26 protein-coding genes are annotated in these 21,052 nt (G+C 64.1%); 11 read left to right on the forward strand and 15 right to left on the reverse strand.

The window, feature by feature from the left end; all coding sequences use genetic code 11:
• Positions 1 to 173: 173 nt before the first annotated feature.
• Together LOM8899_RS17960 and LOM8899_RS17965 are read right to left on the reverse strand one after the other, a co-directional pair.
• Positions 174 to 776, reverse strand: coding sequence for a GNAT family N-acetyltransferase (locus tag LOM8899_RS17960; RefSeq protein WP_133065065.1), 603 nt, complete (start codon positions 774 to 776; stop codon positions 174 to 176).
• Between the two features lie 49 nt (positions 777 to 825).
• The gene (locus tag LOM8899_RS17965; RefSeq protein WP_093993642.1) at positions 826 to 1,311 is read right to left on the reverse strand and encodes a GNAT family N-acetyltransferase; all 486 of its coding nucleotides are present in this window, start codon (positions 1,309 to 1,311) and stop codon (positions 826 to 828) included.
• A 140-nt stretch (positions 1,312 to 1,451) separates the two neighbouring features.
• On the opposite strand from LOM8899_RS17965, the gene LOM8899_RS17970 reads away from it, so the two are divergent.
• Genes LOM8899_RS17970 through LOM8899_RS17980 form a run of 3 tightly spaced genes read left to right on the forward strand, consistent with a single transcriptional unit; the run spans position 1,452 to position 4,444 of the window.
• Complete coding sequence (locus LOM8899_RS17970; protein WP_093993643.1) at positions 1,452 to 2,093, forward strand: DUF1007 family protein; 642 nt, start codon at positions 1,452 to 1,454, stop codon at positions 2,091 to 2,093.
• The gene (locus tag LOM8899_RS17975; RefSeq protein ID WP_093993644.1) at positions 2,084 to 3,025 is read left to right on the forward strand and encodes a nickel/cobalt transporter; all 942 of its coding nucleotides are present in this window, start codon (positions 2,084 to 2,086) and stop codon (positions 3,023 to 3,025) included. Before LOM8899_RS17970 ends, LOM8899_RS17975 begins: the two co-directional genes overlap by 10 nt.
• Positions 3,026 to 3,067: 42 nt before the next feature.
• Positions 3,068 to 4,444 carry an MATE family efflux transporter gene (locus LOM8899_RS17980; protein WP_093993645.1) on the forward strand — a complete coding sequence of 459 codons (1,377 nt, stop codon included), beginning with the start codon at positions 3,068 to 3,070 and terminating at the stop codon, positions 4,442 to 4,444.
• Here the strand turns inward: LOM8899_RS17980 and LOM8899_RS17985 are convergent.
• Entirely contained in the window at positions 4,419 to 4,859 is a 441-nt protein-coding gene (locus tag LOM8899_RS17985; RefSeq protein WP_093993646.1) for a hypothetical protein, read from the reverse strand. The genes LOM8899_RS17980 and LOM8899_RS17985 overlap by 26 nt on opposite strands.
• Before the next feature lie 305 nt (positions 4,860 to 5,164).
• Complete coding sequence (locus LOM8899_RS17990) at positions 5,165 to 6,367, reverse strand: pyridoxal phosphate-dependent aminotransferase (protein ID WP_093993647.1); 1,203 nt, start codon at positions 6,365 to 6,367, stop codon at positions 5,165 to 5,167.
• 93 nt (positions 6,368 to 6,460) lie between these two features.
• Between LOM8899_RS17990 and LOM8899_RS17995 the strand changes: the two genes are divergently transcribed.
• From LOM8899_RS17995 to LOM8899_RS18005, 3 genes are all read left to right on the forward strand, one after another.
• The gene (locus LOM8899_RS17995) at positions 6,461 to 6,913 is read left to right on the forward strand and encodes a helix-turn-helix domain-containing protein (protein WP_093993762.1); all 453 of its coding nucleotides are present in this window, start codon (positions 6,461 to 6,463) and stop codon (positions 6,911 to 6,913) included.
• Between the two features lie 34 nt (positions 6,914 to 6,947).
• The gene (locus tag LOM8899_RS18000; protein WP_093993648.1) at positions 6,948 to 7,247 is read left to right on the forward strand and encodes a succinate dehydrogenase assembly factor 2; all 300 of its coding nucleotides are present in this window, start codon (positions 6,948 to 6,950) and stop codon (positions 7,245 to 7,247) included.
• Positions 7,248 to 7,357: 110 nt separating this feature from the next.
• Positions 7,358 to 7,867 (forward strand): MarR family winged helix-turn-helix transcriptional regulator, encoded by a 510-nt coding sequence (locus LOM8899_RS18005; protein ID WP_093993649.1) that lies wholly within the window; start codon positions 7,358 to 7,360, stop codon positions 7,865 to 7,867.
• A 3-nt stretch (positions 7,868 to 7,870) separates the two neighbouring features.
• On the opposite strand, the gene LOM8899_RS18010 is transcribed toward LOM8899_RS18005, so the two are convergent.
• The 5 genes from LOM8899_RS18010 to LOM8899_RS18030 form a co-directional block, all read right to left on the reverse strand.
• The gene (locus LOM8899_RS18010) at positions 7,871 to 8,635 is read right to left on the reverse strand and encodes a DUF1194 domain-containing protein (protein ID WP_093993650.1); all 765 of its coding nucleotides are present in this window, start codon (positions 8,633 to 8,635) and stop codon (positions 7,871 to 7,873) included.
• Positions 8,632 to 9,342, reverse strand: coding sequence for a DUF1194 domain-containing protein (locus LOM8899_RS18015; protein ID WP_093993651.1), 711 nt, complete (start codon positions 9,340 to 9,342; stop codon positions 8,632 to 8,634). The genes LOM8899_RS18010 and LOM8899_RS18015 overlap by 4 nt, the downstream gene beginning before the upstream one ends.
• Positions 9,342 to 9,770, reverse strand: coding sequence for a VOC family protein (locus LOM8899_RS18020; protein ID WP_093993652.1), 429 nt, complete (start codon positions 9,768 to 9,770; stop codon positions 9,342 to 9,344). The genes LOM8899_RS18015 and LOM8899_RS18020 overlap by 1 nt, the downstream gene beginning before the upstream one ends.
• Positions 9,771 to 9,860: 90 nt before the next feature.
• Positions 9,861 to 11,252 (reverse strand): fimbria/pilus outer membrane usher protein, encoded by a 1,392-nt coding sequence (locus LOM8899_RS18025; RefSeq protein WP_093993653.1) that lies wholly within the window; start codon positions 11,250 to 11,252, stop codon positions 9,861 to 9,863.
• Between the two features lies 1 nt (position 11,253).
• On the reverse strand, positions 11,254 to 12,339 hold the full coding sequence (locus tag LOM8899_RS18030) for a hypothetical protein (RefSeq protein ID WP_093993654.1): 1,086 nt from the start codon (positions 12,337 to 12,339) through the stop codon (positions 11,254 to 11,256).
• A 216-nt stretch (positions 12,340 to 12,555) separates the two neighbouring features.
• Here LOM8899_RS18030 and thyX point away from each other — a divergent pair, with 216 nt between their 5' ends.
• From thyX to LOM8899_RS18045, 3 genes are all read left to right on the forward strand, one after another.
• Entirely contained in the window at positions 12,556 to 13,485 is a 930-nt protein-coding gene (gene thyX / locus LOM8899_RS18035; RefSeq protein WP_093993655.1) for an FAD-dependent thymidylate synthase, read from the forward strand.
• A 100-nt stretch (positions 13,486 to 13,585) separates the two neighbouring features.
• Positions 13,586 to 14,293 (forward strand): hypothetical protein, encoded by a 708-nt coding sequence (locus LOM8899_RS18040; RefSeq protein WP_093993656.1) that lies wholly within the window; start codon positions 13,586 to 13,588, stop codon positions 14,291 to 14,293.
• Positions 14,294 to 14,521: 228 nt separating this feature from the next.
• Positions 14,522 to 14,848, forward strand: a complete 327-nt coding sequence (locus tag LOM8899_RS18045; RefSeq protein WP_093993657.1) for an arsenate reductase family protein — start codon at positions 14,522 to 14,524, stop codon at positions 14,846 to 14,848.
• A 61-nt stretch (positions 14,849 to 14,909) separates the two neighbouring features.
• Here LOM8899_RS18045 and LOM8899_RS18050 read toward each other — a convergent pair whose 3' ends face one another.
• On the reverse strand, positions 14,910 to 15,116 hold the full coding sequence (locus LOM8899_RS18050) for a cold-shock protein (protein WP_093993658.1): 207 nt from the start codon (positions 15,114 to 15,116) through the stop codon (positions 14,910 to 14,912).
• Positions 15,117 to 15,287: 171 nt separating this feature from the next.
• On the opposite strand from LOM8899_RS18050, the gene LOM8899_RS18055 reads away from it, so the two are divergent.
• Both LOM8899_RS18055 and LOM8899_RS18060 read left to right on the forward strand, forming a co-directional pair.
• On the forward strand, positions 15,288 to 15,632 hold the full coding sequence (locus tag LOM8899_RS18055) for an arsenate reductase family protein (RefSeq protein WP_093993659.1): 345 nt from the start codon (positions 15,288 to 15,290) through the stop codon (positions 15,630 to 15,632).
• Positions 15,633 to 15,659: 27 nt separating this feature from the next.
• The gene (locus LOM8899_RS18060; RefSeq protein WP_093993660.1) at positions 15,660 to 16,025 is read left to right on the forward strand and encodes a hypothetical protein; all 366 of its coding nucleotides are present in this window, start codon (positions 15,660 to 15,662) and stop codon (positions 16,023 to 16,025) included.
• Here LOM8899_RS18060 and LOM8899_RS18065 read toward each other — a convergent pair.
• The 5 genes from LOM8899_RS18065 to thrS all read right to left on the reverse strand — a co-directional run bounded on the left by LOM8899_RS18065 (position 16,009) and on the right by thrS (position 20,928).
• The gene (locus LOM8899_RS18065; RefSeq protein WP_093993661.1) at positions 16,009 to 16,548 is read right to left on the reverse strand and encodes a DoxX family membrane protein; all 540 of its coding nucleotides are present in this window, start codon (positions 16,546 to 16,548) and stop codon (positions 16,009 to 16,011) included. The two genes, LOM8899_RS18060 and LOM8899_RS18065, sit on opposite strands and share 17 nt — an antisense overlap.
• Positions 16,549 to 16,560: 12 nt before the next feature.
• The gene (locus tag LOM8899_RS18070; RefSeq protein WP_093993662.1) at positions 16,561 to 17,298 is read right to left on the reverse strand and encodes an HvfC/BufC N-terminal domain-containing protein; all 738 of its coding nucleotides are present in this window, start codon (positions 17,296 to 17,298) and stop codon (positions 16,561 to 16,563) included.
• The gene (gene bufB / locus LOM8899_RS18075; protein ID WP_093993663.1) at positions 17,295 to 18,152 is read right to left on the reverse strand and encodes an MNIO family bufferin maturase; all 858 of its coding nucleotides are present in this window, start codon (positions 18,150 to 18,152) and stop codon (positions 17,295 to 17,297) included. Before bufB ends, LOM8899_RS18070 begins: the two co-directional genes overlap by 4 nt.
• Positions 18,153 to 18,267: 115 nt before the next feature.
• Entirely contained in the window at positions 18,268 to 18,570 is a 303-nt protein-coding gene (locus LOM8899_RS18080) for a BufA1 family periplasmic bufferin-type metallophore (RefSeq protein ID WP_093993664.1), read from the reverse strand.
• Positions 18,571 to 18,975: 405 nt separating this feature from the next.
• Positions 18,976 to 20,928 (reverse strand): threonine--tRNA ligase, encoded by a 1,953-nt coding sequence (thrS, locus tag LOM8899_RS18085; RefSeq protein ID WP_093993665.1) that lies wholly within the window; start codon positions 20,926 to 20,928, stop codon positions 18,976 to 18,978.
• Positions 20,929 to 21,052: the final 124 nt, after the last annotated feature.

Consider the following 21,052-nt stretch of genomic DNA (forward strand, 5'->3'; position numbering starts at 1 on the left):
CAAAACCTCCGGAAACTGGCGAAATTGGTCCCAGAAGCATCGCCAGCGTGAAGGGCAACGAGGCTGGCCAGCTTCTCGCTCAGCATCAAGCTCACCAAAACCCCCACTTTTTCAACAGTATCCGGACAAAGTGAGCTTTCGCTGCGGCTGCGCCAATGTCTGCATTGCATTTCTTAGAGCGACTTGACCATTAGCACCCAATCTTGGCCTGGCCCTTTCCAGTCACCCTTGAACATAGGGCGTCTGGCTATTTCTTCGAAGCCACTACGTTCATAAAGGCGGATCGCCGGAATGCTGGCATCGGAGACCACCAGTGCGATGCGGGAATGTCCGCCAGCGCGTGCCATGCTTTGCGCTTGCGCCATCAAACGGGCACCATGTCCTAAGCCGCGATATGCGGGCAGCGTTGCGATCACGTTCAGGCACCATGCTTCTGGGACGAGGTTTTCCAGTTCCATTAGTGGGACCCACTCGGCATCGACGCCTTCGAGCGAAGCCGGTTCGGCTCCGTGGGGTTGTCCCATCATGACCGCCTCGACACCGGACCCTTGATCGAGCACGACGATGTTCCATCCGGACTCTATCTGCTCGAACTGTTGATGACGGCCTTGTTCCCAAGGATCACCGTTTGTGCCTGCCATTCGCTTCCAGACTGTTAGGAGTATGCCGCCAGATGCCATGTCGTTAAGCCGCGCAACGGTGTCGGCATCTTCGGGTTTGAAAGGACGCAACGGAGGAGCAAGTGCGACTGATAGATTTGACCTGATTTGCGTCACTGGATTTCCTTCAGCTTTCTAAGTTGGGTGGAATCAAGCCAATTGCAAATCACAGCGTCAAAGACATTTCATGCCAAACCATCCCACCGTGTTCGGAGGCTGAGGGTTGCTGATAGACATATCCAAACTTCTCATAGAGCTGCACGTGTTGCTCCTTGCACATGAGATGAATGGCCTCCTTGCCCCGCCCCCTCATGCGTTTCTCGAACTCGACTAACAGTGCCTTTGAGTAGCCTTTCCCTTGATGCTCGGGATCGACAACAACTGACAAGATGACCACATTCGGTGCGTCTGGATCGTGACCGATGAGTTCCTTGAACTCTTCGTCTGACATCTCGACATTGTTTGCACATCCGGAATTGATGAACCCTACAACTTGACCATCGATTTCAAGGATCAGAAAACCTTCTGGATAGGTCCCAATGCGCTTTGCGATTTTCGCAAGGCTAGCTGCCTCGTCGCCTTCGTAGGCATCGGTCTCTATTTCAAAGCAGCGATTTGCGTCGGTAGGTTTGGCGTTTCGAAATTCGTTCATGCGACTACACTATTCGGGATGGATCAAGTTGCAAAGCCGCCGTTCGCACTGCTCGCAGCATCCGGCACTCTGGGCTCAAACCCGCCGTTTGCCGCGCACCCCGGATTGCCTCGCTCTGCCCACTCCACTAGATATCGCAAATGCTTCGCCCAACCGCCCTTGCCCTCGCCTTGCTGCCCGCCCCGCTGGCCGCTCATCCGCATGTCTTTGTCGAGGCGCAGGTGGGCCTTGTCTTTGACGGCGCGGCGCTGGTCGGGGTCCGCCTGTCGTGGACCTATGACGATTTCTTTTCGCTGCTGCTGACCGAGGATCTGGGCGTCGATCCCGATGGCGACATGGTCCTGACCGAGGAAGAGCTGGAGATCGTGCGTGCCTCCGTGCTCGATTGGCCTGCGGATTATGCCGGCGATCTGGTGCTGACCGGTCCGGCCGGCGAGCTGCCTCTTGGCCCCCGCATCGACGCCGAGGTCGAGGTGATCGAGGGCCGCATCATCGAGAGCCATCTGCGTCTGCTCGCGGATCCGGTGGACCCCGGCCCGCAGGGCGTGGCGGTGCAGGTCTACGACCCGTTCTACTACGTCGCCTATCAGGTGGTCGGCGAGATCGCGATCGAGGGCACCGACGCCTGTGCCGCCGCCTACACCCCTGCCGATCTGGAGGCGGCCTATGCGCTGCTCGACGAGCTCCTCTATGGCCGCCCGGCCAGCGATGTCGGCCCCGAGGAAGAGTTCCCCATGGTCGGCGTGGCCTTTGCCGATACCGTGATGGTCACATGCGACTGAGGGCGCTGTGGCTGCTGCCGCTGGCGCTGTTCGGCGCGGCGGCGCTCTGGCTCTGGGGCTTTGGCGGGGCAGGGCAGGTGGCCCGCTTTGCCGCCGAGGGTCAGCGCGACGTGCAGAACGCGATGGCGGGTGCCTTGCGGTCGCTGCGTGCGGGAGAGCCGGGGGCGCTGGTGTCGCTCTGGACACTGTGCTTTGCCTACGGGTTCTTCCATGCGGCCGGCCCCGGTCACGGCAAGCTGGTGATCGGCGGCTACGGTCTGGCGCGCCGGGTGCCGATGCTGCGGCTCAGCGCCCTGGCCGTCGGAAGCAGTCTGGCCCAGGCCGCCACCGCCGTCCTGCTGGTCTATGCCAGTGTGCTGGCGCTTGGCTGGAGCCGCGAGCGGATGCAGGGCCTTGCCGAGGGCCGGATGACCGATCTGAGCTATGCGCTGATCGCGGGTCTGGGCCTGTGGCTGGTCGTGCGCGGGTCACGGGCGCTCTGGCGGAACCGGGTGGCCCCAACCGGGCCAGAGGCGGCAGCCGAAGGCCACCACTCCGATCACGACCATGTCGGCCATGGCGCCGACTGCGCCGTCTGTGGCCATGCCCACGGCCCCAGTCTGGCCGAGGCCGAACAGGTCCGCTCGCTGCGTGACGCGGTAGCCGTCATCGGGGCGGTCGCGGTCCGTCCCTGCACCGGGGCGTTGTTCCTGCTGATCCTGTGCTGGCGCTTCGGCATCGATGCGGCGGGCATCGCGGGGGCCTTCATCATGGGGCTCGGCACCGCCTGCGTGACGCTCGTGGTCGCCCTTGCCGCCGTCAGCCTGCGCGAGAGCGCCTTGCTGCGTGTCGCATCCGGCCCGGCGGTCCCACGGGCGATGGCGCTGATCGAAGCGCTCGCGGGCGCGTTGGTCTTTGCGGTGGCGCTGCAGTTGCTGCTGCGCGGCATATAAGCCGTCTGGACTGACCGCGCCGCCGGGCGTAAGGCTGCCCACATGACTGCAAATCCCCTGACATACCGCGAACACGCAAAGCTGCTGCTGGCGCTTGGATTGCCTTTGGTCGGCACCAGCGTGGCAGGGTTTGCCATCCACATGACCGACACGCTGATGCTCGGCTGGTACAGCGTCACGGCGTTGGCGGCGGCGACGATTGCCTCGTCGTTCTGGTTCATCACCTTTATCGTCGGCGCGGGCTTTGGCCGGGCCGTGGTGCCCCTCGTCGCCGAGGCGGTGGCGCAGGACGACGAGACGACCGCCCGCCGGGTGACCCGGATGGCGCTATGGCTGTCGGTGGCGTTCGGCTGCGTCGCGGTGGCGGTGCTGTGGGAATCCGAGGCGCTGTTTCTGGCCATCGGGCAGACCCCGACCGTGGCCGCGGAGGCGCAGAACTACATGCGGATCGCGGTCTTCGGGATGTTTCCGGCGCTGATCGGCAACGTGATCCGATCCTACCTCGCCGCACAGGGCCTGACGGCGGTGCAGTTGTGGATCACCGTGGGGGCGCTGCTCCTGAATGTGCTGGCCAACTACGTGCTGATCTTTGGCAATTTCGGAGCGCCGGAAATGGGCATCAAGGGTGCTGCCGTGGCCTCGATCCTCGTGCAGTCGGTGCAGGCCATCGTCCTGTGCTGGTACGCCCATTGGAAGCTGCCCGAGGTGCGCCTGTTTCAGCGCATCTGGAAGGCCGACCCCGGCGCGTTGCTCACCGTGTTTCGCCTCGGCGGGCCGATTGGCCTGACCGGGTTGGCCGAGGGCGGCCTGTTTGCGGCGAGCGCGGTGATGATGGGCTGGATCGGTGAAGTGGAGCTGGCCGCCCACGGCATCGCTCTGCAACTGGCCGGTCTGACCTTCATGTTTCACGTCGGCATGGCCGAAGCCGCCACCGTCCGGGCCGGCCGCGCCTTTGGCCACCGCGACCGCGCCGAGCTCGCCATGGCGGGCCAGACCGCCTATGCCGTGGGGCTCGGCTTTTCGGTGCTGGTGGTGACGCTGTTCGTCACCATGCCGGGCCTGCTGATCAGTCTGTTCGTCGATCCGTCGGAGCCGCAGCGCGCCGAGTTGATCGCCGTCGGCACCAGCCTGCTTCTGGTCGCCGCCCTGTTCCAGCTTGTCGATGCGGGCCAGATTCTGGCCCTGAGTCTGTTGCGCGGGGTGCAGGACACCGCGGTGCCGATGTGGATGGCCATCGGCAGCTATTGGGCCGTTGGCCTGCCTGCCGGCTACCTCATGGGATTTGTCTTTGGCTGGGGCGGCATCGGCATCTGGTTCGGCCTGACCGTCGGGCTGGGCGCCGCGGCCCTGTCGCTGGGCTGGCGCTTCTGGGGCGGGTCGATCGAGCGGGCGGCTATTCCGCGGCCGCCGGCCCCTTAGCCTCCTTGCCGTCGGCGGCCTTGATCAGCCGGTCCGCCTTCTTGCGCACCAGAACCGACCGCAGGTCGTGCATCGCCAGCAAGAGCGCGTCGGTCACGTCCTCGAGCTGCTCTTCCGAGGCTTTGGACTGCGCCCATTGCGTCGTCAGATTCAGATAGTCGACCGCCCGGTGGATGTCGTCGATGTCGCGCTTGGCCAGCAGCGCGATCCGCTCTGTCAGCCAGTCCTTGATCACCGTCAGGTCTTGCTCCGAGAGCACCCTGTCGCCCTGCGGCTTGATATCGCCGTTGCGCACGTTGACGACGGCGATCTGGTCCATCTCGATCCGCCGCTGCCGGTTTTCGGTATCCACACGAAACACAGCCGCCCCGTTTTCGCGGATGCGAAAGTAATAGTCGGGAAGCTCTGCGCCCATGAATGATGCCCTTAGCCTGTCGCGCGTGGCGGAATACGTTGGAATTTGAGGGGATCGTAGCAAATCCATTCCCGTCGCGCCAGCGGCCGATCACCCATTGGCCGGCCTCTTGGCAAACTGTTTGAAAACGGGCACAGCCGCGCAATTGTTTCCCAAAGGGAAACAATGTGCGATCTACGAGGATTTCGCCCTGCAACGCCCGGCAGATCGCCGGTGAGGGCCGTTCAGCCTTGGATTGCGGGCGCCGCGTGGTGCTCCACCCGGTCGCGCCCCGTCCCGCCCCGTTGCCCGGTGCCGGTTCGCCGTCAGGCCAGACCGGCGCAGAACGATTGGATCCGTGCGCAGGCCTCGGTCAGTGCCTCGTCCGAGGTGGCATAGCTGACCCGGAAGTTTGGGCTGAGTCCGAAGGCCGCTCCGAACACGACCGCCACGCCGGTTTCATCGAGCAGAGCGGTGGCAAAGGCTTCGTCGTCGGTGATCCTGGTGCCGCCGGCGCTGGTCTTGCCGATGCAGCCCGAGATGTCGGGGTAGACGTAGAACGCCCCTTCGGGCACCGGACAGGAGATGCCCTTGCAGGCGTTCAGCCCCGCCACCACCAGATCCCGCCGCCGTTGAAACAGCGCCCGGTTCGTCGCCAGATAATCCTGCGGCCCGTTCAGAGCGGCCACGGCGGCGTGCTGGCTGATCGAGCAGGGGTTCGACGTGGACTGCGACTGCACCTTGCGCATCGCGGTGATCAATTCGATCGGCCCGGCCGCATAGCCGATCCGCCAGCCCGTCATCGCATAGGCTTTCGACACGCCGTTGACGGTGAGCGTCTGGTCGTAGAGCCCCGGCTCGACCTCGGCGGGGGTGCAGAACTTGAAATCGTCGAAGACGAGGTGTTCGTACATGTCGTCGGTCATCACCCAGACATGCGGGTGACGCATCAGCACCTCGGTCAGCGCCTTCAACTCGTCCCAGCTATAGCCCGCGCCGGTCGGGTTCGACGGCGAGTTGAACAGGAACCACTTGGTCTTGGGCGTGATCGCCGCCTCGAGCTGCTCGGGCGTGATCTTGAAAGCGGTGTCGATCTTGGCGGTGACGATGACGGGCGTGCCGCCGGCCAGCAGCACCATATCGGGATAGCTCACCCAATAGGGCGCCGGAATGATCACCTCGTCGCCGGGGTTCAGCGTCGCCATGAAGGCATTGTAGAGCACCTGCTTGCCGCCGGTCCCGACGCTGACCTGCTTGGGCGTGTAGGTCAGGTGGTTTTCACGGGCGAACTTGGTGCAGATCGCGGTCTTGAGCTCGGGGATCCCGTCGACGGGCGTATACTTGGTCTTGCCCGCGTTGATCGCGGCAATGGCGGCGGCCTTGATGTTCTGCGGGGTGTCGAAATCCGGCTCTCCCGCGCCGAGGCCGATGATGTCGCGCCCGCCGGCCTTGAGTTCGGCGGCACGGGTGGTGACGGCGATGGTGGGCGAAGGTTTGACGCGGGCAAGGGAGGCGGAGAGGATCGACATGGCTGGGCTCCTGCGCAGGGATCGGCTGGCAATTACTACCTGTCCGTGTCATATGGCGGGCCGAGCGACCAAGCAAGCGAGAAGGAGGCCGTGATGACGCGCACCGACGCCACGATTGACGCCGAGACTGACACCGACACCGAAGTTCCCACCGACGCTGCCAATTCGGATTGGTACGGCGAGGAAACCGCCACCTTTGGCGACCGGCTTGCCGGCGCCCGCGAGGCCGCCGGCCTAACGCAATCGGAGGTGGCACACCGGTTGGGCGTCAAGACGGCGACCCTGCGCAAGTGGGAAGACGATCTGGCCGAGCCGCGCGCCAACCGGCTGACCATGCTCGCCGGCATGACCGGCGTGTCGCTGACATGGCTGATGACCGGCCGCGGCGAGGGGCCGGAGGCCCCCGGCGAAGAGCCCGACATGTCCGACGACGTCAAGACGATGCTCGACGAGATGCGCGTGCTGCGCAGCCAGATGGCCGTGGCGACCTCGCAGCTTGCCGCCCTTGAAAAGCGCCTGCGCAAGACCCTCAGCCAGCCGCAGTAACCGCAACCGCCGATCCAGCCAGAAGAGCCTGCCCATGACCACGCCCGAACCCCGCGACACCGCGATCAAGCGGCTGAAGATGCGCTCCATGCGGCGCGGCATCAAGGAGATGGACCTGATCCTGTCGGATTTTGCCGGGCGCGCACTGGACGGGATGGAGCCGGCCGAACTGCTGCTCTATGACCAGCTTCTCGAAGAGAACGACCACGACATCTATGGCTGGGTCAACGGCCAGTTTGCCGTGCCCGAGCACTATGCCGAGATGATCGCGCGGATCGCTGACGGCGCCAGAGGGATCGTGCGTCCGGGCGTATTTGGTGGGGCAATTGAATAAAAATGGCAGCTTTTAGGCTTTTTTGGGCCGCCGAACCAAGGATCGCTTAACCGCTTGTTGGACATTTTGCTTCAATTCTGACCGTCAAACAGGAAGACGGAGACTGGAGCATGAGCGTGCATTCAAACCTTGACGACACCCGGAGTGCGGGTCGTCAGGCAGCCTTTATGAACGGCTATCTGGAGGCGTTGACGCTTGTCGAACGGCTTCACCGGCTGTTGCTGGATGTCATCAAAGACGAATTCGAGCGCGTCGGCGTGCTGGAGATCAACGCGGTGCAGGCGCTGCTGTTGTTCAACATCGGCGACAACGAGGTAACCGCGGGCGAGCTGAAATCGCGCGGCTACTATCAGGGCAGCAACGTCAGCTACAACCTCAAGAAGCTGGTCGAGATGGGATATATGCACCACCAACGCTGCGAGATCGACCGCCGGTCGGTGCGCGTCCGTCTGACCGACAAGGGCCGCAAGATCCGCGACGTGGTGACCGACCTGTTCATGGGCCATTCCGAAGGGCTGATGACGCGCGGCGTGCTGGATATGAACGGGATCGACAACATCACCACCTCGCTGCGCAGGGTCGAACGCTATTGGAGCGAGCAGATCCGGTATATCTATTGACCCTCAGTCGGCGCTGACCCGGATCACGGGCAGCGTGGCGGGGGCCGTCAGGGCAGGTGCGCTATCGGGTTCCGGGCCTGCGCCGATGGCCAGACTGGTCAATTCACGCAGGAGCTTGCGCCGCATCGCCGTCTCGTAATCCTCGAAGCCGAGCGCGGTTTCGACAAAGGCCCCGAAGCCCCGGATCACATAGGCGGTGTAGTAGGACGACAGCTCCTTGATCTCGGCCAGACGCGCGTCGCCGTTGGTGTCGGATGTGCCGATCACCAGCCCGTTGACCGTGATCGGCCGGGGCCCGGAATGGGCCACGTCCTGCGGCCTCGGTCCGGTATTGGACGGCCCGTCGCCCGAGATATCGAGCGTGAGGGTCAGGCAGTCCGACCGCTGATCCAGCAGGTCGAAGCCGGTCCGCAGCGCCGATCCGATGGCAGTCGTCAGCGCGCCGTTCTGGCGTTGCGCGGACTGCAGCCTGGCAACGGCCCCAAAGAGCGCGGCCTCGTCGGTGATCGAGGTCCACGGCACCAGAAGCGCCTGATTCTCCGGCCCGCTCCATTCGTAGACGGCGAGGCTGATCGGTGCTTCGGGCTGGTCCAGCAGCACTGCGCGCACCTCGGGGTCGAGCAGCGCCCCGGCAAGGCCGTTGATCTGCAGGGCATATTCGCGCGCGTCGACAGAGCCTGACACGTCCAGCCCCAAGGCCAGCGCCTGCCGGCAGTCGGCCGTGACGGGCCCCGCGATGCAGGCGAGCAGGGCGGCAAGGCGCATCATCCGGGGCTGACCTCTGCTGTGGGCACGCCGCCGATGACCTGAACCGACAGTTCTGTCAGTAATTTGCGGCGCATGGCACGGGCATAATCTTCGAACCCGGCGGCGGTTTCCACGAAGGCTCCCGGCCCCCGGATCACGTTCGTGCGGAAATATTCGGGCAAGTCGGGCGCAAAGTCGGCAATGGGCGAGCGGATCGCCAAGGCGTTCACCGTGACCCCATCGAACGGAAAGGCGGCATAGGCCGACGCCGGGCCGAAGCCCTCGTTGTTGGTGCCGTCCCCCGACACGTCGATGGTCGAGAACAGGCAGCCCGGATTGTCCTTGAGCACGACCGACGCGTGCCCCAGCGCATAACCGAGGGCGGTCGGCATATCGGCGCGCGATCGGGTGCTGGCCGCGATGCGCCCCGCGACGTTTGCCAGATCGGCGGGGGTCTCGATCAATGTCCAGTCCGGCAGCAGGGCGACCTGATCGTAGCGCCCCGACCATTCGAAGACATAGAGCGCTACCGGCTCAGGCGCCGCAAAGAACGCGCGATTGACGGAGGGGTCCAGCAACGCGCTGGCCAGTCCGTCCCGTTGCAACGCGTATTCGCGGGCATCGACCGAGGACGAGACGTCGAGCGCGAGGACGAGCGCCAATCGGCACGCCTCGGCGCTTGCGGGGAGGGCGGCCGCAGCCGCGATGGCCGGGGCCGCCCAGTGCATCACCAGTGACCGGTGTTTTCCATCGAAGCCCACGGCTCTTGCGGCGGCAGGGAGTCGCCCTCTTGCAGCAGCTCGATCGAGATGTTGTCGGGCGAGCGCACGAAGGCCATGTGCCCGTCGCGCGGCGGCCGGTTGATGGTGACGCCCGCGTCCATCAGCTTTTGGCAGGTCTCGTAGATATTTTCGACGCGGTAGGCCAGATGCCCGAAATGCCGGCTGTCGGACGGCAGGCCGTCGTCCCCGTCCCAGTTGTAGGTCAACTCGACCGGGCATTCCTCTTGGCCGGGAGGCGCCATGAAAATAAGGCTGAACCGCCCCTTTTCATTGTCGCTGCGCCGGGTCTGTTGCAGGCCGAGCAGTTCGTAGAATGCCATCGAGGCTTCGAGGTCTTTGACCCGAACCATGGTGTGCAGATATTTCAGGGCCATCGGCGCTGTTCCTTCTTTTGTGATTGCTTGGCCTACACTAGCACGGCTCTGGCCGAGGGCCAGAGCACGCGGCCAGAGAAGAGGCATCGATCAGAAGGTGGAACGCACGCCGATTTCGATATTGAACTCGTCCAGCTCGAAACGGCTGATGTTGCTGTCGGTCGTGGCCGCGTTCAGCCGCACCACCGGGGCGAACCCGGCATAGGCGTAGTCGCTGAACACCGCTTCGAGACTGCCGAAGACCTTGTTGTCCTCGCGTCCGTCCGGCACCTGAATGAAGCCCACGAAATAGTCGTCATACTGAAGGTTCTGATACCCCAGATAGCCTGACAGGCGGGCCGGGCCGATCTTTTCCCCGTGGGAGTAGCCGGCCTGAACCGTCCAGCTTTCGTAGTCGTCGTTCAGGTTGTCGCTACGCCGGGCCGACCATGCGAGCGTCGCGCTGGCCTGCGAGCCGCCTTCGAGGTTGCGGATATACTGCCCCTGCACGTAGTAGACCCGGTCTTCGGGGATGCTGTCGTCGGGGTCGAACCGCTGCTCGACGTAGAACGAGCCGCGCAGGGCGTTGGCCGCGTCGATCGACACCGTCCGATCCGCGCCGAGGCGCAGGTAGGTATAGTCGAGCTCGGTTCCGGACCAATAGGCACCGATGGACCCGTCGAGCCCGAATTGCCCGCGCTCGGCCACCTGATCGTGCCCAAGGCTGAATTGCAGCCGCCCGGTCGAAAAATCTTCGGCTTCGGCGGTGTCGAGGGTGTCGGCGTCGAGCTTGGCCTGTGCGTCCTCGGACAGGATGACGAACCGCCCGTTGGCCAGCGCGCTGACCGTCGTCCGGGAGGTTTCGTTCTGGCGCAGCCGGTAGGAGAGCGACACCTCGCCCTGTCCAAGCCAGCCGTCGAGCGCCTGCGCCGAGGCGCTGAGGATCCCGACCAGCGGCACACCGTCGATGATGTTGAGCTCGCTGTCGGCGCCGCCGTTCACGTTGTTGGAGGGCGCAAAGGAGAGCCGGATGTTGCTGCTCCACGGGTTGAGCCGGCGCAGGCCGGCCGCGTCGCGGACCGTCAAGCGCAATTCGTCGTCGGACGGCGCGACCGTCAACGCCCGGCGCAGCCAGATCTCGCCCAGACCGAACCGTTCCTGGTTGGCGGCGGCGAGGGCGGCGAGCCGGGCCGCCTCGTAGCGGCGGCGGTCTTCGGCGCCGGAGCGATAGATCGCGGCGGCGGCTTCCCGCGCTGCCGTCATGTCGCCCATCTGGAACGCCGTGGTGGCGAGGATGGTCAAGGCCGTCAGATCGTTCGGATCACGTTCGAGCAGGGCCTCGGCCAAGGCGCGCGCCTCGGCCCATTGCTGGTTGGCCATGGTGTCGGCGGCAAGCTGTCGCATCTGGTCGACGTTCAACCGGATTTCGGTGCTTTGCGCAGCGGCGGCCCCCGCCAGCGAAATGGCGAGGGCCGTGCTCATCAGGAATGATTTGAGGATCATGTCAGGTCGGCGGTTCACGATAGAGAATGAAGCCGCCGGTCTCCTGGAACTGGACACCCTCGGCGCGAGGATCATCGCCGGTCAGGACGACCACCCCGACAACCTCGTCGGCGTTATCACCGCCAATGATGCCGTAATAGGTGCCGGATTCGTAGACCTCGACCGCTCCGTCCTCGTCGAGAGTGAAGCTGCCCAGCTGGCCGCCGATCTCGCCGTTTTCGGTGATCGAGCCGGGGCCGACCTCAAAGCGCACGTCGGCATCGGGGATGTCGGTGGCGCTGGTGCCGGTGGGGATCGAATTGCCGTTGATGTCGAAATAGACCCGGTCGTAGATCACGCCGCGCACAGCGTCACCTTCGTCGAAGTCGTTGAAATCGACCGCGATATCCATCAGGCCGCTGGAGTATTCCAGACCGCCCGCGTTGTTGAACACTCGCACGCCGGCATATTCGCCGGTGTAGAAGGCCTGCCCGGTGGTCGGCAGCACGACACCGCCGTTGCGTTCGTAGATGAACCCGCCAAAGCCGTAGTTCACGTAAGAGCCGGTCCGCACGATGGCAAAGCGCGACACGGGCAGCTCGACCCCGTCGATGACCACGGTGTTGGCGCTTTCGCCGTAGAGGGCGCGGTAGGTGAACTGATCGACGGACGAGCCGGTCTGCGGGTCGGTGACCGTCTCGGCCCCTTCGTAGACGGCGTAGATCGTCGGGTTGTTTACGGTGCTCAGCGTGTCGACGTCGCTGTCACGGCTGTAGACGTTCAGCCCGTCGAAGGCGAGGTTGTCGACGGTGAAGGTATCGTCGGTGGAATTGTAGCTGACGTCGGTGACGAAACCGCCTTGGTTCTCGTCATTCTTCGCCTCATACCGGACGATGGACGCGGTCGAGGTGGGCGATGTGGTGCCCGGCAACAAGCCGCTGTCGCCGCCGATCCCGAGGTCTTCGCTGTCTTCTGCGGTGACGTCGCCGTCAGTGTCCTGGTCGGCGTCGGTGTCTTCGTTCGTCATTTCGTCGGATGGGAATGGGTTTCCATCGCCGCAAGCGGCCAATAGCGCCAAAACCGACAACGCTGAAAGAAATTTCTTCATTTTTTGCCTCGTGCCCGTTCTTTTTTCGTCACCATCCGGGTGAGTGGGCCACAAGTCAACGCCGCATTCGCCGGACAAGCGACCTCATGCCGCCCCTGTATCAGGAAAACCACGCGACTGCGGCCCCAATGTGGCGGTTTGCGGGCAACTCTGCGCAATATATGGTGTATGCAGCGAGTCGCAGCGCCGCATTTGCCAAAGCCATAGGAGAGCCCGATGCCCGTCACCCCCGAACAGCAGGCCGAGATTGACGCCCTGCGCGCCCAGCCCCGCCAGACCTTGCGCGCCGTGTCAGAGGGGATGGAGGCCCATCTTTACAAGGCTATTCCGGTGCTCGACCACGGTTTTGTCCGGGTGATCGACTATATGGGCGACGACGCCGCCATCTGTCAGGCCGCGCGCGTGTCTTACGGAAAGGGCACCAAGTCGGTGCAGAACGACGAGGGCCTGATCCGCTATCTCATGCGCCACTGGCATTCGACCCCGTTCGAGATGTGCGAGGTCAAGCTGCATGTGAAGCTGCCCGTGTTTGTCGCCCGCCAGTGGATCCGCCACCGCACCGCCAACGTCAACGAATACTCCGCCCGTTATTCGATCCTGGATCGTGAGTTCTACATTCCCGAGCCCTCGCAATTGGCCGCCCAATCGGTCGTCAACAATCAGGGTAGGGGTGCTGCGTTAACGGCAGATGAATCCGCGCGGGTCTTGGAGATTCTCAAGGGCGACGCCGCCCGCACCTATGACCATTACGAGGAAATGATTTCCGACACCTCTCCTGATGGGGGGGCAAAGCAGGGCCTCGCCCGCGAGTTGGCCCGGATGAACCTGCCCGCCAACATCTATACCCAATGGTATTGGAAGGTCGATCTGCACAACCTGTTCCATTTCCTGCGCCTGCGCGCCGACGCCCATGCGCAATACGAGATCCGGGTCTATGCCGACGCGATCTGCAAGGTCGTCGCCGACTGGGTGCCTGCGGCCTACGGCGCCTTCGAGGACTACCGGATGGGCGGCGCGGTCCTTTCCGCCAAGGGGCTGGAGTGTTTGAGGCGGATGTTGAAGGGCGAGGCGGTCACGCAGGAGACCTCGGGCATGTCCAAGGGGGAATGGCGGGAGTTTGAGGGGGTCCTGAACGACCCAGCATAGCTGGGGCAAATCGCTCCAGTGGAGCGATTTGAGTGAGGGACGCCAGCAAGTTTATGGGTCGACTACATTTCGCAATAGTCCCTAAGAAAGGTGTCGTGGGTTGCAACTCGATTTAGCAGAAATAATTCTGGGCATCTTGGGCCTAGGAGGTGGGGGGGCGGCCGTCGCGTTTGCAGTTTTTAGGCTGCTTGGGGCGAGTTGGATCGAAGAAAAATTCGCCCAGCGGCTTGAGAGTTTCCGGCATGAGAACGCGAAAGAGCTTCAGCAATTAAATGCTCGGATTGATGGTTCTTTGGCTGCTACTCTTAGGGCGCAGGAAAAAGAGTTTGAATGTCTGCGGGAATGTTGGGCGGTTGCCAAATCGGCGGAAGGACATGTCCTTAACTTTTGCAGCATGATAAAGAGCCATCCCGATCTTAGATGGGAATCTGAAGACCGCATGCGAGAAATTTTGGCGCAGCTTGACCTTGGGCAAGCTCAGATCGAAAAAATTGTTCGCGCGGAGGCCCCAAACGATGAATTGGCGGATGCATTGTTCTGGAAGCAGCGAAATGAAGCATTTAGGGCGATTTCAGAATTCAGGAATTTCTTACTGCTCAATGAAATTTTTATTAATGAGTCCGTCGTGGGGGAATTCAAATCCATTTCGGAGAATCTATACCGGGCCGCAAATAATATGGAGTTTTCGAAGGAGGATTCCGACCAAAAGTTAAGTCGAGATGCATTCGAATTGATTACTAAGGTCGTTCCACATCAATTCGCAACTCTGGCGCCAGCGCTGCGCAGCAAGTTCTTTGAGCAAATGTAGAATAATTCTGAGGATATTTCGAAGCATTTGCGTTTCGTCTTGAGTCACTAAGTGGCGTTCCAACGCGAAACTTCGTTTCGCACGCGCCCGACCCGCCCCCAGGGCGGGCGCGTTCCGCGCCTCCCTCGTGCCGGGCGCGTCGCCTGTGACAGCGCGGCGCTTATGCCGGGTCGTTTTGTCTGTGAATTGGTGCTAGAGCGCCGGGGACACTGATAGAAAGCCCACCCCATGATCCTCTACGGCCTTCCCACCTGCGCCCAGACCGCTCTTGCCCGCAAGGCGCTCGACCGGGCCGGCACGACGTATACGTTCCGCGATATCCGGGCCGAGCCGCTGTCCGAGGCGGAGTGGCAGCCGCTTCTGCATGAGTTCGGCGATACGCTGGTCGACACGTCCAGCCAAGCCTACCGCAACCTCAATGCGTGGATGCGCGAATCCGAGGCCGAGGACCAGTTGGCCCAGCATCCGGCCATAATGCGCCGCCCGGTGATCACCGACGGCACGTCGTGGACGATCGGCTGGGAGCCGGACGCCCGCGCGGTCTGGGGACTGTGAACGGCGCCGAAAACGGGGCCATCGCGGCCCCGTCGATGCGGTCGCTCCGGCCGCCGGGTGCCTAGCCGGCCTTGAGGTTGGCCGCCATCTGCCGACCGTCGCGGCCCTCGACCAGCTCGAATTCGATCGGCATGTCGTCAGCCAATCCCGTCAGCCCCGATTGTTCCACGGCGGAAATGTGGACGAAAATGTCCTTGCCGCCGCCTTCGGGCGCAATGAACCCGTAGCCTTTTGTCGTGTTGAACCACTTTACGGTGCCTTTGGGCATATCCGGTCTCCATTCTGATCGTGCCGCAGCGCGGGTCTGCGGGTCTTGCGGTGGGCCGAGACCCTGCCGCCATTCCAGTTCACTTCATGTTAGGGCTGATTTACAAAAGGCAAATAACAACCCCGAGATCCGCTTTGGACGGGGGTTTGGCTGCTTAAATCGGAGGCAACGATGCGGTTCTTTGGCCTAAAAACATGCGACGCCTGTCGCAAAGCCCGCAAGGCGCTGGAGGCCGCGGGCCGTTCCCCACAGGTGATCGACGTCCGCGCCGATGGTGTCGACCCGGCCGATTTGCAGTCCATCGTGGCGGCCTTTGGCGACCGCGCCGTCAACCGGTCCTCGGCCACCTGGCGCGGTCTGAGCGAGGCCGACCGCGCCTTGCCCGTGCCCGAGTTGCTCGCCCTGCATCCGACGGTGATGAAGCGCCCGGTGATCGAGGCCGAGGGCGCGTGGCATCTGGGTTGGGGCAAGGATGTGCAGGCGGTCCTTCTTGGAACCGCCCCTCCGAGCGCATAGGTAGGGGGCGCAACCAAAGGAGCCGATATGCGCAACGCCGCCCTGACCCTCGGAATTATCGCCGGTATCTTCGGCATGTTTGTCGGCTTTGTCGGCTTTGGCTGGACCGAGCTGGTCGCCGCCCGCCCGGAGGCGGCCGAGTTCTATTCGGTGCAGAACCCCGCGTTTCTGCGCACCGTCGCCGTTCTCGGCCCGATCCTCGCGATCGCGGGGGGTGCCATGGCCAAAGTCCGCGCCTTGTGGGGCGGCATCGCGTTGCTCGCCTCAGCCGCGCTGATGTATCTGGGCTTTGGCTTTCACGTGGGCACGATGTTTCCCATCGCGATGGCCGGTTTGGCCGGCGTTCTGGCGCTGGCGGCGGGCAAGCCCGACGAGCCTAAGGCACATTTCTGAACAGGATCCGGTCGAACGACAGCGGCCCCGCCCCCCGCATCACGAGGATCAGCAGCACCATCACCCAGAGCGTCCGCTGGTCCATGATCAGTGATCCCGACAGCCGGTCGAACCATGCCCCGATGGTGACCGGATCGGCGGCGTGCCCGATGATGTCGGTGAGGCTTTGCACCACCACGAACCCGATCATCCCGAGTGCCGCCAGCCGCGTCAGCAGCCCCAGCACGATCAAGAGCGGCAGGACGAATTCCGCGATGGTCCCGCCGACGACGACGGCCCATGGGAACAGCCCCAGTTGCGAGGCGTCGTAGCCCGCCGCTTCGAGCGCGCGTGGGTAGATCTGGGCGTAGGCGTTGACGCTGGGCCGGAAGATCCCGAGCACTCCGTCCCCCAGCTTCGTCACCGCCGAGGCCCAGAAATATTGCAGCAGCACCGCAGCGAAGGTCAGCCGCGCCAGCGTGGGCAGGACGAATGCGGCGCGCCGGTTCAGGCTGTCGGACAGGCGTGAGAGCAGGAGGAGCATGAGCGGGGCCTTTCAGGTGAGTGCGGTGATCGCGCCGTGAGTGAGGAGCAGCGTGAGCAGGGCCGAAGGATCGAAGCCCGCGCCGCCTTGGTCGAAGGCAGCCCCAAGGGCGGTGCCCCCCAAAAGCGCCGTCATCACCGGCAGGGCGTTGCCGGGGATCAGGCTGACGGTCGGGTCCATGTCGGGCCGGGCGACGAGCACCGCCTGCGCCTCGGCCACCGGGGCCGGGCCGCCTGCGTCGGAGTTTGCCCGCCAGATGCCGTGGATCGGATAGGCCGAGGCGATGATCTGCACCGCCGGGGCGAACCGAAACCGCACCTGTGGCAGGGCGTCCGGGGCGACCTCGGCCAGTGCGGTGCCGGCGATCGGCGTGGCGTCGGCGGCGTGATAGGCGCGCCGGATCGCGCATTCCAGCCGGGCGATATCGGGCAGATAGGGCAGGGCGGCGGCAGGCGGGAAGGTCTCCAGAAAGCCCGCCATCTCGGCCCCGTAGTGCATCATCAGCGGCGAGGTCGGTGGGTGCGCCCGTAGATAGACCGCGGCCATCGCGCGGAAGAAATCCCGCCCCACGAGCTTGTAGATCACCGGAAAGCCCTGTTCGAGCGCCTCGATCAGGCTGGCGTTGACGTTGTTGCGGTAGACGTCGAAGCGCTTGCCCGCGGGCCGGCCTTGCGCGTCGGTCAGCCCGTTGGGCGCGGGCCGGTCCGGGTCGAGCAGACCGGCGGTGAAGTCGGATGGCGCCACGCTCATGCGGGTATCAGCGACAGGGCGGCATGGGCGCGATCCGCCTCGGCGGCGAGGATCGGCCAATCCGGCACGTCGTTGTCCCATTCGATGAGGATCGGCTTTGGCCCGGACCGGGCGAGCGTGTAGTCGAGCAGCGCCCAGACCGGATCGACGACGGCCTTGCCGTGGCTGTCGATCAGCAGCAGCTCGCCGTGTTCGTCGCGGTCTTCGTCATGGCCTCCGAGGTGGATCTCGCCCACGGCATCGAGCGGAAAGCTGTCGATATAGTCGCGCGGGCTGGTCCGCAGGTTCGTGGCCGAGACAAAGACGTTGTTCACGTCGAGTAGCAGCCCGCAGCCGGTGCGGGCGACGATCTCGCGCAAGAAATCGGTCTCGGACATCTCGCTTTCGGCAAAGGCGAGGTAGGAGGACGGGTTTTCGAGCAGCATCTGCCGGCCGAGCGTCTCCTGCACCTGCTCGATATGCCGGGCGACCCGGTCGACGGTGCCTGCCGTGTAGGGCAACGGCAGCAGGTCGTTGAGGAAATGCGCGTCGTGGGTGGACCAAGCGAGGTGTTCGGAGAAGCTGGCGGGGTTGAGCCAGCCGACGAGGTGCTTGAGCCGGGCGAGATGGTCGGCGTCCAAGGGGCCTTCGCCGCCGATGGACAGGCCGACGCCGTGCACCGAGATCGCGAACCGTTCGGACAGGTGTCGAAGCTGCGCCAGCGGGCGGCCACCGTCGCCCATGTAGTTCTCGGCGTGGATTTCGAGCCAGCGGACCGGGCCGGGATCGGCGGTCAACGCGGCGAAATGCTGGGGCTTGTAGCCGACGCCGGGGTGGTTGGGCAAGCTGTCTGGATGCGAGGAGGCGTCGAACATAGGTCAAGAGCCTTTTGTGGTGCCGGGTGAAGCTGACCTCACCCTAGCGTAGTCATCTGCGAATCCCAAAGCGGGGAGCGCAGGGCGGGGCTGGACCCGCCCTGCCAGCGGGCTGTTAGCCGGCCATGTCGCGGTCGAGGGCCTCGAGCGAGCCCATGCGTGCGGTGCCGTCTGCCATTGCGGGCAATTCGATGTCGGCGCAGGTGCCAGCGGGGACGAGTGTCCATGCATTGCCCTGGTAATCGACGGTCGAGGTGCCTGCGCAGGTGGTGCCGGGGCCGGCTGCACAGGAATTCTCACCGGCCAGTGCCACGCCGAAGCACTTTTCCTGCTCCTGAGCGGAGGCGGTGTGGGCCAGACCAGCCACTGCGGTGGCGACGGAAGCGGCGAGGAAGATCGACTTGGAAGTGTTGGACATGAGAGTTCCTTTGGTTTTTCAAGCGGTTTTGCTGTCACCCAACGAGGTGATGACCAAAGCATAGGGGCAGGCTTTGCATTCGGACCACTCACGCCCGCGTGCCTCGCGTCTCCGTGAGGTGACGTGACCCTGCGACGGGCTGTCGCATGTGCTGCGCTGCGGCAAGAGCTTGAAAAGGCAGGGGCCGGTGTGGCTGTGCGGGCGGCGCTCGTAACATGGCGGGGGCCAATTGTTACAAACCGGCGGCGCGAAAAGCGCGGTTCCGCCGGCGGATCACCAAATGTTACAGTTCGATCACGGCGGTTGCCGGTGCCGTTCTGGTCCCGCGCGGCTCTGCACCGTCACCACAGTAAAACGCCAGCGCCGGGGGCGGCGCTGGCGTTGCTCTTGGCGGGGTCTCGGAGGTCAGTCCGCTTGCAAGTCGGGCGGCGTGGCCGCGCCTGCGAGCTCTGCGGTAATGTCGTCGAGGCTGACCACGGAGGTGTTCTTTTCGCCCAGCCGGCGCACGGTGACCGTCCGCTCCTCGACCTCGCGCGCGCCGATGGCGAGGATCACAGGCACCTTGCCCACCGAATGCTCGCGGACCTTGTAGTTGATCTTTTCGTTGCGGGTGTCGGCCTCGGCCCGGACGCCTTTGGCCCGGAGCGCCGCGACGACCTCGTGGACGTAGTCGTCCGCATCCGAGACGATCGAGGCCACGACGACCTGACGCGGGGCGAGCCAGAATGGCAGCTTGCCCGCGTGTTCCTCGATCAGGATGCCGATGAACCGCTCGAACGAGCCGAGCACGGCGCGGTGCAACATCACGGGCCGATGCTTCGCCCCGTCTTGCGCCACATAGTTGGCGTCGAGCCGGTCGGGCAGGTTCGGATCGACCTGCAAGGTGCCGCACTGCCATTCCCGCCCGATGGCGTCGGTCAGGGTGAACTCCAGCTTGGGGCCATAGAAGGCGCCTTCACCGGGCAGCACCTCGAAATCATAGCCCGCCGCCTTGCAGGCATCGCCCAGAGCGGCTTCGACCCGGTCCCAGCTTTCGTCGGACCCGATCCGCTTTTCCGGCCGGGTGGACAGCTTGATCGTCCAGTTGTCAAAGCCGAGGTCGGCATAGACCGAGGCGAGCAGCTTGATGAACTTCTCGGTCTCACCGACGATCTGGTCCTCTGTGCAAAAGATATGCGCGTCGTCCTGCGTGAACCCGCGGACCCGCATGATCCCGTGCAGGGCGCCCGACGGCTCGTAGCGGTTGCACGATCCGAACTCGGCCATCCGAAGCGGCAGATCGCGGTAGCTCTTGAGCCCCTGATTGAAGATCTGCACGTGGCAGGGGCAGTTCATCGGCTTGAGCGCGTTGATCGTCTTTTCGCGGGCGTGCTCTTCGTCGACCTCGACGATGAACATGTGGTCCTGATAGTTGTCCCAGTGGCCGGATTTCTCCCACAGCACACGGTTCACCACCTGCGGGGTGTTCACCTCGACATAGCCGTCGGCCCGCTGCTTGCGGCGCATGTAGTCCTGCAACTGGGTATAGATCGTCCAGCCGTTGGGGTGCCAGAACACCTGACCGGGGGCCTCTTCCTGCATGTGATAGAGGTCCATCTCGCGGCCCAGCTTGCGGTGGTCGCGCTTGGCGGCCTCTTCGAGCATGTGCAGATGGGCCTTGAGCTGTTCCTTGTTCTGGAACGCCACGCCGTAGATCCGCTGAAGCTGTGCGCGGTCGCTGTCGCCGCGCCAATAGGCGCCCGCGATGGACATGAGCTTCCACGAGTCGCCCGGCACCTGGCCGGTGTTCTGCAGGTGCGGCCCGCGGCAGAGATCCTGCCAGTCGCCGTGCCAATACATCCGCAGAGGCTCGTCGCCGGGGATCGCGTCGATCAGCTCGACCTTGTAGGGCTCGCCGTTGTCCTCGTAGTGCTTGATCGCGCGGGCGCGGTCCCAGACCTCGGTGCGAACCGGATCACGCTTGTTGATGATCTCTTTCATCTTCTTCTCGATGGTTTCGAGATCTTCGGGCGTGAACGGCTCCTTGCGGTCGAAGTCGTAATACCAGCCGTCCTTGATCACCGGGCCGATGGTCACCTGCACGTCGGGCCAAAGCTCCTGCACCGCGCGGGCCATGATATGGGCCAGATCGTGCCGGATCAGTTCGAGCGCCGGGGCCTCGTCCTTCATGGTGTTGATCGCGATGGAAGCTTCTGCCTCGATCGGCCATGTCAGATCGTAATGCGCGCCGTTCACGGTCGCACTGATCGCCTTCTTGGCGAGGCTGGTCGCGATGGAGGCAGCGACCTCGGCTGCGGTGACCCCTGCGTCGTAGTCACGCGCGTTGCCGTCGGGAAATGTCAGGGAAATCTGGCTCATCGGGCCATGCTCCTCGTCTGTTTGGCGCCTACGAAACGCCCGGTTGCGGGTTATGTGAGCGGTGTTTTGGCGCGGCCTTTGCCGGAGGTCAAGCCTGTGAGGGCCGTCGACCCTCCGGGGGGGA

Source organism: Flavimaricola marinus, assembly GCF_900184895.1.
GTDB lineage: Bacteria > Pseudomonadota > Alphaproteobacteria > Rhodobacterales > Rhodobacteraceae > Flavimaricola > Flavimaricola marinus.